This is a genomic window from Allosphingosinicella deserti (assembly GCF_003012735.1).
Lineage (GTDB): Bacteria > Pseudomonadota > Alphaproteobacteria > Sphingomonadales > Sphingomonadaceae > Allosphingosinicella > Allosphingosinicella deserti.
Genome location: NZ_PXYI01000008.1, coordinates 220,696 through 233,770 on the forward strand (window position 1 = coordinate 220,696; position 13,075 = coordinate 233,770).

11 protein-coding genes are annotated in these 13,075 nt (G+C 67.3%); 2 read left to right on the forward strand and 9 right to left on the reverse strand.

Annotation, left to right across the window (positions count from 1 at the left end):
* Positions 1-247 precede the first annotated feature (247 nt).
* The 8 genes from C7I55_RS21925 to C7I55_RS21960 form a co-directional block, all read right to left on the reverse strand.
* A complete protein-coding gene (locus C7I55_RS21925; protein WP_106515160.1) occupies positions 248-1,474 on the reverse strand; it encodes an argininosuccinate synthase in 1,227 nt (408 codons plus the stop codon).
* Between the two features lie 79 nt (positions 1,475-1,553).
* Positions 1,554-2,027: an arginine repressor gene (gene argR, locus C7I55_RS21930; RefSeq protein WP_158266534.1), complete on the reverse strand. Its 474-nt coding sequence runs from the start codon at positions 2,025-2,027 to the stop codon at positions 1,554-1,556.
* A gap of 11 nt (positions 2,028-2,038) precedes the next feature.
* On the reverse strand, positions 2,039-2,902 hold the full coding sequence (gene argF, locus C7I55_RS21935; protein WP_199193004.1) for an ornithine carbamoyltransferase: 864 nt from the start codon (positions 2,900-2,902) through the stop codon (positions 2,039-2,041).
* A complete protein-coding gene (gene argB, locus C7I55_RS21940; RefSeq protein ID WP_106515163.1) occupies positions 2,899-3,768 on the reverse strand; it encodes an acetylglutamate kinase in 870 nt (289 codons plus the stop codon). The genes argF and argB overlap by 4 nt, the downstream gene beginning before the upstream one ends.
* On the reverse strand, positions 3,765-4,925 hold the full coding sequence (argJ, locus tag C7I55_RS21945) for a bifunctional glutamate N-acetyltransferase/amino-acid acetyltransferase ArgJ (protein WP_158266535.1): 1,161 nt from the start codon (positions 4,923-4,925) through the stop codon (positions 3,765-3,767). Before argJ ends, argB begins: the two co-directional genes overlap by 4 nt.
* The gene (gene argC, locus C7I55_RS21950; RefSeq protein WP_106515165.1) at positions 4,922-5,923 is read right to left on the reverse strand and encodes an N-acetyl-gamma-glutamyl-phosphate reductase; all 1,002 of its coding nucleotides are present in this window, start codon (positions 5,921-5,923) and stop codon (positions 4,922-4,924) included. Before argC ends, argJ begins: the two co-directional genes overlap by 4 nt.
* A gap of 56 nt (positions 5,924-5,979) precedes the next feature.
* A complete protein-coding gene (locus tag C7I55_RS21955) occupies positions 5,980-6,546 on the reverse strand; it encodes a manganese efflux pump MntP (protein WP_199193006.1) in 567 nt (188 codons plus the stop codon).
* A 101-nt stretch (positions 6,547-6,647) separates the two neighbouring features.
* Positions 6,648-7,352 carry a L,D-transpeptidase family protein gene (locus tag C7I55_RS21960; protein ID WP_158266536.1) on the reverse strand — a complete coding sequence of 235 codons (705 nt, stop codon included), beginning with the start codon at positions 7,350-7,352 and terminating at the stop codon, positions 6,648-6,650.
* A gap of 435 nt (positions 7,353-7,787) precedes the next feature.
* Here C7I55_RS21960 and C7I55_RS21965 point away from each other — a divergent pair, with 435 nt between their 5' ends.
* Positions 7,788-9,623, forward strand: a complete 1,836-nt coding sequence (locus tag C7I55_RS21965; RefSeq protein ID WP_146151111.1) for a di-heme-cytochrome C peroxidase — start codon at positions 7,788-7,790, stop codon at positions 9,621-9,623.
* Positions 9,624-9,637: 14 nt separating this feature from the next.
* Positions 9,638-10,882 carry a cytochrome P450 gene (locus C7I55_RS21970; RefSeq protein WP_106515168.1) on the forward strand — a complete coding sequence of 415 codons (1,245 nt, stop codon included), beginning with the start codon at positions 9,638-9,640 and terminating at the stop codon, positions 10,880-10,882.
* Between the two features lie 18 nt (positions 10,883-10,900).
* Here the strand turns inward: C7I55_RS21970 and C7I55_RS21975 are convergent, their stop codons facing one another.
* Positions 10,901-12,934, reverse strand: coding sequence for a TonB-dependent receptor (locus tag C7I55_RS21975; protein WP_106515169.1), 2,034 nt, complete (start codon positions 12,932-12,934; stop codon positions 10,901-10,903).
* Positions 12,935-13,075: the final 141 nt, after the last annotated feature.

Here is a 13,075-nt window from a genome sequence, read left to right on the forward strand (position 1 = left end):
CCGCTGCAAGCGGGCACTGCGGGACGTGTCCGTCGTGGATCACATCGCATCCACGACTTCGTGGACGGCGTAAGGGGTGGCTCTTCCTTTCGTCTTCCCCGCACGACGGTCCCACCAGCAGGTCGTCGCCGGGTGAATACAGATCCGCTACGTCACAATCATGCGCCCCAAAGAAGGTCGGCCCGGCGGTGGAGAGCCGCCGGGCCGATCGAAAGGCCTCCCTGCCGAGAGCGCGCGTACGGACGCGTCAGCCTCGCTGGGCGCGCTTCGCCGCGATGCGAAGGCGGAGAGCGTTCAGCTTGATGAAGCCGGCGGCGTCGCGCTGGTCGTAGCTGCCCGAGCCTTCCTCGAACGTCACCAGATCCTGGTCGTAGAGGGCAAGCGGGCTCTCGCGGCCGATCACCGTGGTGTTGCCCTTGTAGAGCTTCACCCGCACCTTGCCGCTGACATGCTCCTGGCTCTTGTCGATCAGCGCCTGCAGCATCTCGCGCTCGGGCGAGAACCAGAAGCCGTTGTAGATCAGGCTTGCGTAGCGCGGCATGATCTCGTCCTTGAGATGCATCGCCCCGCGATCGAGCGTGATCGATTCGATGCCGCGATGGGCAGCGAGCAGGATGGTGCCCCCGGGGGTCTCGTAGACGCCGCGCGACTTCATGCCGACGAAGCGGTTCTCGACCAGGTCGAGGCGGCCGATGCCGTTGTCGTGTCCGAGCTGGTTCAAGCGGGTGAGCAGGGCCGCCGGCGACAGGATCTCGCCGTCGATCGATACAGGATCGCCGGCTTCGAAGCCGATTTCGATGATCGTCGCCTTGTCAGGCGCATCCTCGGGCGCGATCGTGCGCTGGTGGACATATTCCGGCGCCTCGACCGCCGGATCCTCGAGCACCTTGCCCTCGGACGAGGAGTGGAGAAGGTTGGCGTCGATCGAGAATGGGCTTTCGCCGCGCTTGTCCTTGGAAATCGGGATCTGGTGATCCTCGGCGAAGCGGATCAGGGCTTCGCGGCTGCCGAACTCCCATTCGCGCCACGGCGCGATCACCCGGATGTCCGGCTCAAGCGCATAATAGCCCAGTTCGAAGCGGACCTGGTCGTTGCCCTTGCCGGTGGCGCCGTGACAGACCGCGTCGGCGCCGACCCGGCGCGCAATCTCGATCTGCTTCTTGGCGATCAGCGGCCGGGCGATCGAGGTGCCGAGCAGATACAGGCCCTCATAGACCGTGTTGGCGCGGAACATCGGGAACACGTAGTCGCGCACGAACTCCTCGCGCACGTCTTCGATGAAGATGTTCTCGGGTTTGATGCCGAGCAGTTCGGCCTTGCGCCGCGCCGGCTCGACTTCCTCGCCTTGGCCGAGATCGGCGGTGAAGGTGACCACCTCCGCGCGATATTCGGTTTGCAGCCACTTGAGGATGATCGAAGTGTCGAGGCCGCCGGAATAAGCGAGGACGACTTTCTTAGGCGGTGCAAGGGTCATGACATGTCCTGTCTTCTCTGTCCGCCTCGTGACGGGCGGGTTGGTTGGTGCGTTCGTGGCGGCTTTGGTCCGCCGGTTGTCAGCTGCGCTGTGCCTCGCCAAGTGCACGGAAGCGCTTTTCCATCTCGGCAGGATCACTGCCGTCGCGCAGCGCGACGAAGAGTGTATCGTCGCCGCAGATCGTCCCCGCCACCTCCGGCAGCTTCGCCTGATCGAGCGCAAGACCGACCAGGTGCGCCGATCCCGGCGGGGTCTTGAGGACGAGGAGGTTGCCGGCCCTCTCGACCGACTGCACCCACTCCGAGACGATCTTGCGCAGGCGCGAGGCTGCCCAGTCGCTGTCCGAAAGCTGATCGGGCAGCGCATAGGTCATGACGCCGCCGCGCTTCACCTTGACGGCGCCCATGCGATCGAGATCGCGGGAGACGGTCGCCTGGGTCACGGCGAAGCCGTGTTCACGCAGCCGCCCGGTCACGTCCTCCTGGCTGGCGAGCGGCTCGGCCCGGATCAGTTCGGCGATGGCCTTCTGGCGCTTGGCGCGTGCGTCGGTCATCGCGATCCCGTTCAGCCCTCGAGCATCCATGCGAGCGCGCCGCGTGCGGTGTGCATGCGGTTCTCGGCCTGGCGCCACACGGCGCTCTTCCCGCACTCCATCACCGCGTCGGTGACTTCCTCGCCGCGGCGCGCCGGCAGGCAATGAAGGAACCAGGCTTCGGGGCAGCGGCCGATCAGCGCCTCGTCGACCTGATAGGGTGCGAAGGCCTTGAGCCGGGTCTCGGTCTCGTCGTCCTGACCCATCGACACCCAGACGTCGGTGTAGACGATCTCAGCACCCTCCACCGCTTCGGCCGGATCGACCACCTGACGGACATTGTCGAGCGTGTCGGGCAGGCCATAGCCTTCGGGCGATGCGACGACGAGTTCGGCTCCGACCAGCGAGGCGGCCTCGGCGAGCGAGCGGCAGACATTGTTGTCGCCGTCGCCGACATAAGCGAGCTTCGCGCCTTCGAGCTTGCCGGTCAGCTGCCTGACGGTGAGCAGATCGGCCAGGGCCTGGAGCGGGTGCGACTTGTCCGAGAGCATGTTGAGCACGGGCCGCTCGGTCGCCGCCGCCATGCGCAGCAGATCCTCATGGTCCATCACCCGCGCGGCGATGATCTGGTGATAGCAGGCAAGCGTGCGGGCGACATCCTCGGCGCTTTCGCGCGTGCCGAGCCCGACTTCGTCCTTTTGGATGTAGACCGGGTGGCCGCCAAGCTGGACGACCGCCATCTCCATCGAATTGCGGGTGCGGGCGCTCGGCTTCTGGAAGACGAGTGCGACGCCCTTGCCGGCGAGCGGCGTGCCGAGATCGGTGCGTTCGGCCAGGGCGAGCACCTCGAGCAGCCCGTCGCGGCCGAGCTCGGCAATGGTCAGAAGGTCCCTCACCAGCTTTTCTCCCGGCTGACCATCGTACCGATGCCTTCGTCGGTGAGCAGTTCGACGAGCAGGGCGTGGGGTTCACGGCCGTCGATGATGTGGGCGGTGCCGACTCCGGCATCGACCGCGTCGGCGCAGGCCTGCAGTTTCGGGATCATGCCGCGGCTGACGCTGCTGTGGCCCATGCGCTCGCGCAGTTCGGCCGAGGTCAGTCGCGGGACCAGCGAGCTTTCGTCGTTGACGTCCTCGAGCAGCCCGGGGGCGGCGGTGAGATAAACGATCTTCTCCGCTGCCATCGCAACCGCGATGGCGCGTGCCGCCTCGTCCGCGTTGATATTGTAGGGCTGGCCGTTGACGTCGGCCCCGATCGTCGAGACGACCGGAACCAAGCCCTCGTCGAGCAGGCGGTGAAGCACCGAGGCGCGCACCAGATCGACGTCGCCGACGAAGCCGAGCGAGGATTCGCGGGCGACGACTTGGAGCAGGCCGCCATCCTCGCCCGAGACTCCGACCGCGACCGGATCGTCGAGCGACTCGCGGTTGATCGTGCCGACCAGGTCGCGATTGATCTTCCCGACCAGGACCATGCGGACGATCTCCAGCGTCTCCTCGTCGGTGACGCGGAGCCCGTCGCGGAATTCCGGCTCCTTCCCGACGCGGCGCATCATCGCGTCGACCTGCGGGCCGCCGCCATGGACGAGCACGCAGCGCACGCCGACGCTGCGCAGCAGCAGCACGTCCTGCGCGAGGGCGCGATCGAGTTCGGCATCGATCGCGGCGCCGCCAAGCTTCACCACGACGGATTTGCCGTAGTAACGCTGGATGTAGGGCAGCGCCTGAACGAGGACGCTGGCAGTGTGATTGGCCGTGGTCATGAGGTCTTGCTGTTCTCTTTGATGTAGCCGGGGCCGAGATCGATACCGATCACTTGGGCTTCGCCGCTGCCGAGGCCGAGCGCGACCTCGATCTCGATCCGCTCGTTCTTCATGTGCGCGGCGACCGCGTCGGCATCATGCTCGAAATTGGTGCCGGCGCGCGACACGACGATGCCGCCATAAGCAACCGAGGTCTTCTCCGCCTCGAAATCGACGCCGGCCGAACCGGCGGCGCCGAGCAGCCGGCCCCAATAGGGATCGCTGCCATACCAGCTGCATTTGACGAGATTGTTCTCGGCGATGTTCTTGGCCGCGATCCGCGCCTGCTCGTCGGACATCGCACCGGTCACGCGGAGTGCGACCATCTTGGTCATGCCCTCCGCATCCTTGGCCATCTGGTAGGTCAGATCCTCGCAGACCTTGTGCACCGCGTCGGCGAACTCGGCCATGTCGGGCTTGCCGCGGCGGCCGCTGGCAAGGACGATCACGGTGTCGTTGGTCGACGTCGCGCCGTCGACGTTCAAGGTGTTGAAGGTGCGGTCGACCGCGCTTTTCAGGATCGTCTTGAGCTCGGCCGGGTCGACATCGGCGTCGGTGGTCAGGAATGCCAGCATCGTCGCCATGTTCGGCGCGATCATGCCGCAGCCCTTGGCCATGCCGCCGAGCGTGAAGGTCGATCCGCGGACGACCGATTCCTTCGGGCAATGATCGGTGGTGAGAATGCCCTTGGCGGCATCCTCGGCGCCGTCCTTCGACAGCTTCTTGGCGAGCTTCGGCGTGCCGGCCAGGATCTTGTCCATCGGCAGCGGGTTGCCGATGATTCCGGTCGAACAGACCAGCACGTCCGAGGCATCGACGCCGAGCGCTTCGGCCGTGGCCGCGCACATCGCCTCGGCATCGGCGAGCCCCGCCGGGCCGGTGCCGGCATTGGCATTGCCCGAATTGACGATGATCGCGGCGGCGCGGCCGCCATTGGCCTCGAGCCGGCCGCGGCTGGCGGCCACCGGCGGTGCGAAGAACTTGTTCAGGGTGAAAACCGCGGCGGCGACCACCGGCTTGCGATCGTCGGTCGCAACCAGTGCCATGTCGTAGCGCCGGCGCTTGATCCCGGCATGGCAGCCGGAGGCGACGAACCCTTCTGCGGCGGTGACGCTCACGGGCAGACCCCCACCCTGGACAGCCCGGCCACTTCGTCAAGGCCGAGCATCAGATTGGCGCACTGGATCATCTGTCCGGCGGCTCCTTTCACGAGATTGTCGAGCGCTGCGATCGCAAGCACCCGGCCGGTGCGCGCGTCGTAGCGTGCGGTGAGGTGGACGGCGTTCGAACCGAACGTCCATTTGGTGGACGGCGGCCGTTCAGACACATGGATGAAGGGCTCGTCCGCATAGGCCGCCTTCAACGTCGCGAGCGGATCGCAGGGTCCCCTGGCGACGGCATAGCAGGTGGCGAGGATGCCCCTGTTCATCGGCGCGAGGTGCGGCGTGAACAGCAGCCGGCCGCCGAGCGCCATTTCCATTTCCGCGGTGTGGCGGTGGGTGAGCAGGCCGTAGGCGGTGAAATTCTCGTCGACACTGTTGAAGTGAGTCTCGTCCTTCAGCCCCTTGCCGGCGCCGCTCACGCCCGACGCGGCGTCGACCACGATCGTGTCGGGATCGACGAGATCGATCAGCGGCCGCAAGGCGAGGATCGCCGATGTCGGGTAGCAGCCGGCGGCGGCCACCGTCTTCGACGCGGCGATCGCTTCGCGGTGCAGTTCGGGAATGCCGTAGACGAAGCGCGAAAGCAGCTCCGGCGCGGCATGCTCTTCCTTGTACCAGGTGCGATAGTCTTCCGCGCTCGACAGCCGGAAGTCGGCGCCGAGATCGACGAACGGGATGTCGCGCGCGATCACGTCGGGGGCGATGCGCTGCGAATGACCGTGCGGCAGAGCGGCAAACACCAGATCGATACCGTCGAGCAGGTCCGGTGCATAGCGCTCGATCACCAGATCGGGATAAGCGAGCGCGAGCTGGGGATGGACCGCATCGAGGCGAAGCCCTGCCTGGCTGTCGCCGAACAGGCGCACGGGGTCGAGCTCCGGATGGGAGGCGCAAAGGCGGAGCAACTCCGCACCGACGAAGCCCGAGGCTCCAAGGATGGCTGTACGAATCATGGGGGTGGCGATATGCAACTTCGTGCATAGTTATGCAAGCGTCGGAATAGGCGAATTCAGCCGCCGAAGAAGACGTGCTCGACGAGAACCTTGGTCCCGATAAGGAGCAGCGCCAGGCCGCCGATGATCTCGGCCTTCTTGCCGAGCTTTTGGCCGCCGGCCGCGCCGAGGAACACGCCGGCCGCGCACAGGCCGAGGGTGACCCCGCCGATCACCGCGCAAGCGAGCACGACATGAGTCCCGAGCGAGGGCAATGTGATGCCGGCTGCCGCGGCATCGATGCTGGTCGCCACCGCAGCGCCGAGCAGGGTCCATCCGGAGAGCGTCCTGCAATCGGATTCGCTCTCGCTCAACCCTTCCTTCAACGTCTTGAGCCCGAGCGCGCCGAGTAGCCCGAACACCAGCCAATGATCGACATTGCGGATTGCCGAGGCAAAGGCGATCCCGGTCGCCCAGCCGATCAGCGGCATCAAGGCCTGGGCCGCACCGAAGGCCGCGCCGATCCGGACGGCGCCGCGAAAGCCGGGCCGCGCCACGGCGCCCTGGCACAGGGCGACCGCGAACGCATCGGCGGCCAGCGCGCCGGCGAGCGCCAACAGCATCAACCATGTCGTAAACGTCACGCCGAACCCCACCGCCCGAAATCGCTCGCCGCCTTACCTGGGTCGGATGAACATTTCCATCCTCGGCAGAGCGTCACTGCGGACAGGAAGTGCCGGCGCCGTCAGGCGCGTCCGGTGCCGTTCGCCTTCCAGCCGCGCGTTACAAGCACGTAATCGCCTTTCCTTGCCCGCGCGAACAGTTCGGACGCGAATTCGTCGGGAATGCCGATGCAGCCGTGCGTGGCGTAATCGGCACTGACGACGCTGCCATGGATCGAGATACCGTCCCAGGTCAGCCGGAGCATAAACGGCATCGGCGCGCCGTAGATGTTGGAAACATGGTCGCGATCCTTCTCGAGGATCGGGAAGATTCCGAGCGGCGTCGGCTTGTCGCCCCAGCCGCTGACGATCGCGCTGCGGCCGATCTCGATACCGCCTCGATAGACGTAGAGCCTCTCTGCGGTAAGATCGGCAACCACGGTCAAGCGGCCCTCCGGCACGCCCTCGTCGCTCCACGCATATTCGCCCGGCGCCAGCGGGTGATCGAGCGCCAGGATGGAGCGCACGGTGAAGATCGGTGCATGCGGTTCCGCCGGTCGCACGGGCGGCGGGGCCGGCGCGGCCGTTGCCGGCTCGGCCGTGCGGAGCTGCAATCCCGGCGGCGGTGCCGTGCTCGGGCGAACGGCCGGGGCGGCATGGACCGCGGCGGTGCGGGTCATTTCGCGGTTCTCACCCGGTGCCGGCGCGGGCGCCGCCGCAAGGAAGGTGGTCAGCGATCCGAACAGGATGAGCTTGGGCGACAGACGGCGGGTCAGCGCAGTGAACATGATCTTCCTCTCGTGTCGGATCTCCCATCTGCGCATATCGGTGTCCCGCCAAGCCCCCTTTGCGACGCTGTCGCACTCTGGGACGGTCGGCTCGTCCGGGGTGAATCCGGCGCGATTTCGATAGTAACGCAAAACCGAAAGCAAAGTGGATTCATGCATTGTATACGATCAGGATTATGTCCAGGTTCGATCAGGACTCGAGCAGATCGTCGCACATGCGTGGCAAAAGCAGGTTGCTGAAAGATCGGCCAATAACAGATATCCCGTCCAAGCAGCCGATCTGAAGTCGAGGTCGGTGGCTTCCCGAAACTTTAGCTCCGCTTCGGTTCGATATGCGCGCGGGCACTTGGCGAACGTCATATTATGGGGCACATTCCAACAGGGCGCTGCGCGGGGGCCGAGGCGCGCCGGGACGAACGAGGGGGAGTGACGACGATGTCCAGCGGAAGATTGCGTGTAGCGTGCCTGCTTCTTTCGACGGCATTGCTGGCCGGAACGGTGGCCTGCAAGCCCAACGGCAAGCCGCTTCCGCCGGGACCCGATTACACCGATTCCGGCTGGACCGAGGCGGGCCGAACCAAATGGTATGAGGCGACGCAGGGCTCGCGGCTGATGCCGTTCGAATGGTTCAACGCCCTCGAGCAGGCGGACAGCGAACGGCCGTTCCGCGACGACGCCAATCTGGAGAGCTTTCGCTTCCTGACCCGCAAGGACGCACTTCCGGCGGGCTTCGCGGTCGACAAGCAATCGGACGAAGGCTTCACGTTCAGCAAGCTGCGCTGGTACGAGGGGCAGCCGAAGGACGAGCCGTGGATCGGCCTCAATTGCTCGGCCTGCCACACCGCCCAGCTGAGCTACCAGGGCCAGACCCATGTCGTCGACGGCGGACCGAGCCTGCTCGATTTTCAGAGCTTCATCGAGGCGCTCGACCGCTCGCTGACCGCGACCCGCACCGATCCTGCCAAGTTCGACCGCTTCGCCAAGAAAGTGCTGAAGAGCGATACGCCGGCGAACCGGGTGATGCTGACCCAGGCGCTCGACGCCCTGATCAAATGGCAGGCGACGATCGACCGGATGAACAATGGCGGCGAGGCGCAGGCGCCGATCCGCTACGGCTTCGCCCGCCTCGATGCGTTCGGCCATATCTTCAACAAGGTCGCGTTGCTCGCCGATGCGCCGGGGCAGACCGCCAACCGCTCGGACGCGCCGGTCAGCTATCCCTTCCTGTGGGACATCTACCGGCAGGATCGGCTGCAGTGGAACGGCATCGTCAGCAGCGGCCGGATCGGCCTTGGCGGCGACCGCTACGTCGATTTCGGCGCGATCGGCCGCAATGCCGGCGAGGTGATCGGCGTGTTCGGCGACGTCATCGTCAGGCCGGTGCCGAAGATGGGCGGTTTCCCGTCGAGCCTCAACGTCACCAATCTCGATTGGCTGGAAGTGCAGCTGCGCCACGCCAAGGCGCCGAAATGGCCGGAGAGCTTCAACGACGCGGCGATCACGCCCGCCCAGCGCCAGACGATGGTGGCGAGCGGGCGCGATCTGTTCGACCAGCTCAATTGCGAGGCCTGCCACATCACCCCGCCCGCCGGAGATTCGGTCTACAAGGTGGCGATGACGCCGCTGCAGCCGAGCGGCGCCCAGGCGGTGAACAACACCGATCCATGGATGGCGTGCAACGCCCTGACCTACACCGCCAAGACCGGGCGGCTGCAGGGCCGCAAGGACGGCTATATCAGCGGCACTCCGCTGCCGCCCGAAGCACCGCTCGCGACGATGCTCGCGACCACCGTCAAGGGTGCGCTGCTCGCCAAATGGAAGGAGATAGCCGAGATCGTCGCGACCACGTTCATCGGCGTCCGGCTTCCCCCCGAGATCGAGCTGGCGATCGAGGACGAGGACGAGGCGCGGCTCGAGAAGTGCTTCCGCGCGAACGTTCCGGCGACCGGCAACGCCGTGCCGCCCTTCGCCTACAAGGGACGACCCCTGGACGGCATCTGGGCGACCGCGCCGTTCCTCCACAATGGGTCGGTGCCGAGCCTGTTCGATCTGATGCGGGCGCCGGCGGACCGGCCGAAGACCTTCCAACTCGGCACTCGCGAATATGACGTCGTCAATGTCGGCTACCGCCAGGATGCGGCGGCGCCGGGGAACAGCTTCCGCTTCGACACTTCGCTCCGCGGCAATTCGAACAGCGGCCACGTCTATGGCGTCGACAAGCTCAACGACGATCAGCGCCGCGCGCTGGTCGAATATCTGAAGACGCTCTGAAGGGGGAAAACGGGGTGGGGAAGTATCTGAACATGATCGACGCGGCGCCCGCCGCGGACAAATGGCCGATGGTGCGCGAATTGATGATGCGCGAGCGCCAGCCCTTCTTCGCGGAGATGCAGAGCGAGCGTCCGGTGCTGCAGCTGCCCGACGACATGGTGTTCATCACCCGCTACGTCGATTGCACGCTCGTCCTCAACCGCTGGAACGACTTCGGAGTCGATCTCTACAAGCCCAAGCAGGGCGATTATTTCATGGCGCAGGACGACACCGCCGACCATTGGCGCGACAAGTCGATCATGAAGTCGATCCTCGATTTCGAGGATCTGCCGGCGATGCGCAAATTCGTCGGCGAGCGTGCCGCCTCGCTGCTCCGCGAAGGGCAGGGCGCGATCGACGCGCCGCAATCCTTGACCCGCGCCGTGCCGGTGTCGCTGGTCCAGGAATTTTTCGGGTTCCAGGGCAGCAATCCGAAGAAGCTGATCGACTGGTCCTACTGGAACCAGCAGGACGCCTTCCACAACCAGCCGTTCGACCGCGATGTGACGCCGGATCCCGATCACATCGTCGCCGAGCGCAAGCGCGCCAACATCCATCTCGCTTTCTATATCGGCCGGGTGCTGCTGAAGCGGGTGCTTCAGGTGAAGTTCGGCGGCGATCGCCAGGATTCGGTGTCGCGGCTGGTGCGCCTGTCCTTCTCGAAGGGCGTCAAATTCCCGCTCAAGAAAGTGCTGTTCAATGCCGGCGGTCTGCTGATCGGCGCGGTCGAGACGACGTCGCATGCGGTCAACAATGCGCTTGCCGAATTGCTGAGCCGGCCGGACGTGCTGGAGCGCGCCAAGGCGGCTGCAGCGTCGCCGGATCCCAAGGATTTCGACGGCTTCGTGTTCGAGGCGCTGCGATTCAATCCGGCCTTTCCCTATTTCTTCCGCACCTGTCACACGCCGACCACGCTCGGCGGCGGCACGCCGCATGCCGTCGAGGTGAAGCCGGGCACGACGGTGATCGCCTGCACCCATGCGGCGATGTTCGACGAGGCCGGCTATACCGATCCGCCGGCCTTCGACAGCCGCCGCGGCCTCTACCAGACCTTTACCCTCGGCTATGGCCACCACGAATGCCTCGGCCGCGCGGTCGCCTCGGTGATGGTGCCGGAGATCGTCCGCCAGGTGCTGCTCCTCCCCGACATCCGCCAGGAAGGCCCGATCGTCTATCAGGGCGGCGTTCCCGAACATTATGCGCTGCGGTGGGCGGCCTGAGCTGCGCGCCGGCTGACGTTACCGCAGCCTGAGCCCGATCCACAGGGTGCGGGGCGTCGCGCGTTCGACGATGCCGTCACCGCTGACCGCGGCCTCGACCCTGGCATCGGCGAGATTTTCGGCGCGCGCCTCGAGCGAGAGCCGGCGGGTCAGCGGCCAGGATGCCGAGGCATCCATGGTGAAGGCGCCGCGCAGGCGCTGGGCGTTGAGATCGTCCTCGAACTGGCTGCCGACCCAGCGCGCGGTGACGCTGGCGGAGCGGCCGGTGCCGCCGTCCCAGGCGATCGTCGCCGTCGCGGCGTGGCGGGGGGTCTGCGCCGGCCGCAGGCCGTTCAGCGGCGCGGCCTGTGCGTCGGCGTCGACGTCGGCATCGACCCACGACCAGCCGCCCGACAGCGTCCAGCGGCCGAGGCGGGCGGAGGCGTCGAGCTCCAGCCCTTTCGCTTCGACGGCGTCGAGATTCTGCCGCTGCCGGTATTCGCCGCCCACCGCGACGAAGCCGACGCCGGGGAAGGTGCCCGGACCGCGGCCGAGGGTGACGTTGGCGATCGCATTCTCGAGCCGGTTGGCGAACAGGGTGGCGCCGATCCGCACCTGCGCGGCCGGCCGCCAGTCGGCGCCCGCCTCGATCCCCTTCAGCCGCTCGGGCGCGAGCGCGGCATTGGCGGCGGTGGCGTCGGTTCCGGCCCGGAACGGGCGGTAGAGTTCGTTGAGGGTCGGCAGCCGCCAGCCGAGATAGGCTGCGCTGCGCAACGTGACCCCGCCGCCGGGGCGGAAGGCGATGCCGGCGCGGCCGGTCGGCTCCCAGCCGGAACGGTCGTCGAAGCGTGTGTCGGTGAGCTGCTGGCCGGTGGCGAGCACCCGCTCGTTCAGCACGCCGTCCTCGATCCACCAGCGGTCGATGCGGCCGCCGGCGGTGAGGGTGAAGGCATCGCTCCGCCAGCTCGCCTCGGCGAAGCTGCCGACTGTCCGGGTGCGGCCGCCGGCGACGCGGCCGCGGGTGCCGGCACCGGCGACGAACGAATAGAGCTCGCGGGTCTCGCCGATCGTCTCGCGCCAGTCGCCGCCGAGCCGCAGCGCCACCGGGCCGAGGTCCGGCCGCCATTCGCCCCGCGCCCCGAGGCCGGTGGAGGGCACCGAATATTGCTCGGAGGCCTGGCTGACGGAGGCGCGGTCCGCCGCGACGCTGGCGAAGCTGTTGGTGAAGTCGCGGGTCTGGACGTAGGCGAGCGCGGTCCAGCGGCGGCCGACCAAGCGGAGCGAGGCGTCGGCGCCCTTGGTGAGGATGTCGCTGAAGGCGGTGCCGCGCTCGCGGGCGTCGCGGAAAGCGAGGCCGCTCGCCTGCAGCTCGACTTCGCCGCCGAGCGGCGCGACCGCGCGCACGGCGAGGCTCGCTTGCTCGTAGGGGGAGGGGCGATCGACCGCGCCGCGATCCTCGCGCACGATCGGCACGAAGCCGTCGCCGCGCGCATAGGCGCCGGAGACGGTGACGAACCCGGCGCCGGCGGCGAGGCCGAGCCCGGCATGGGCATCGACGCTGTCGCGGCTGCCATAAGCCACGACAGCGGTCGGGCCGGTGAACGGATCGGCACTGGACAATTCGATCGTGCCGGCGAGCGCGCCCGGGCCGTAGGCGCCGCTGCCGCCGCCGCGGGTCACCCGCGCTTCGCCGAGGCGCTGCGGATCGTAAGCGGGCCAGCTCACCCATCCACCGAACGGATCGGTCTGCGGCACCCCGTCGAGGATCAGCAGCGCGCGGCTGGAGGCGTTGCCGCCGAGCGCGCGCAGGGTCGCGCCCTGGCTGGTGGGGTTGGCGGTGCGCGCGTCGGAGCGGCGGAAGAGCTGGAACCCGGGCACGTCGCGGAGGATGTCTTCGAGCCGGTTCGACGCCGAATTCGCAAGGCGGGTGCGGTCGAGGGTGACGGTGTCGAACACCTCCTCGCCCGCGGCGGGCGCGAGGCCGCGGCCGGTGACGACGATCTCCTGTTCGTCCACCTGGGCCAAGACGGGGGCGGAGGCGAAGAGAAGCGGGAGGAGGAGGTGGGCGCGCATGGCGCGGCCGTTAGGCGGGGTAAGTCGACAAGGGAAACGAAAAAGCCCCCTTCCGCAAGGAAGAGGGCCGATCGTGTGACGGTGCCGATGGGAAGGCCTCCGATCGGGGGTCTTGCCGATTGGAAGCGTCCCCTCTCCCCA

What these genes read in the sequence shown, in the direction of transcription:
- C7I55_RS21975 (WP_106515169.1), bottom strand. Translation starts at nt 12,934, where the DNA reads ATGCGCGCCCACCTCCTCCTCCCGCTTCTCTTCGCCTCCGCCCCCGTC.
- argR (WP_158266534.1), bottom strand. Translation starts at nt 2,027, where the DNA reads ATGACCGACGCACGCGCCAAGCGCCAGAAGGCCATCGCCGAACTGATC.
- argC (WP_106515165.1), bottom strand. Translation starts at nt 5,923, where the DNA reads ATGATTCGTACAGCCATCCTTGGAGCCTCGGGCTTCGTCGGTGCGGAG.
- C7I55_RS21965 (WP_146151111.1), top strand. Translation starts at nt 7,788, where the DNA reads ATGTCCAGCGGAAGATTGCGTGTAGCGTGCCTGCTTCTTTCGACGGCA.
- argB (WP_106515163.1), bottom strand. Translation starts at nt 3,768, where the DNA reads ATGACCACGGCCAATCACACTGCCAGCGTCCTCGTTCAGGCGCTGCCC.
- C7I55_RS21925 (WP_106515160.1), bottom strand. Translation starts at nt 1,474, where the DNA reads ATGACCCTTGCACCGCCTAAGAAAGTCGTCCTCGCTTATTCCGGCGGC.
- C7I55_RS21960 (WP_158266536.1), bottom strand. Translation starts at nt 7,352, where the DNA reads ATGTTCACTGCGCTGACCCGCCGTCTGTCGCCCAAGCTCATCCTGTTC.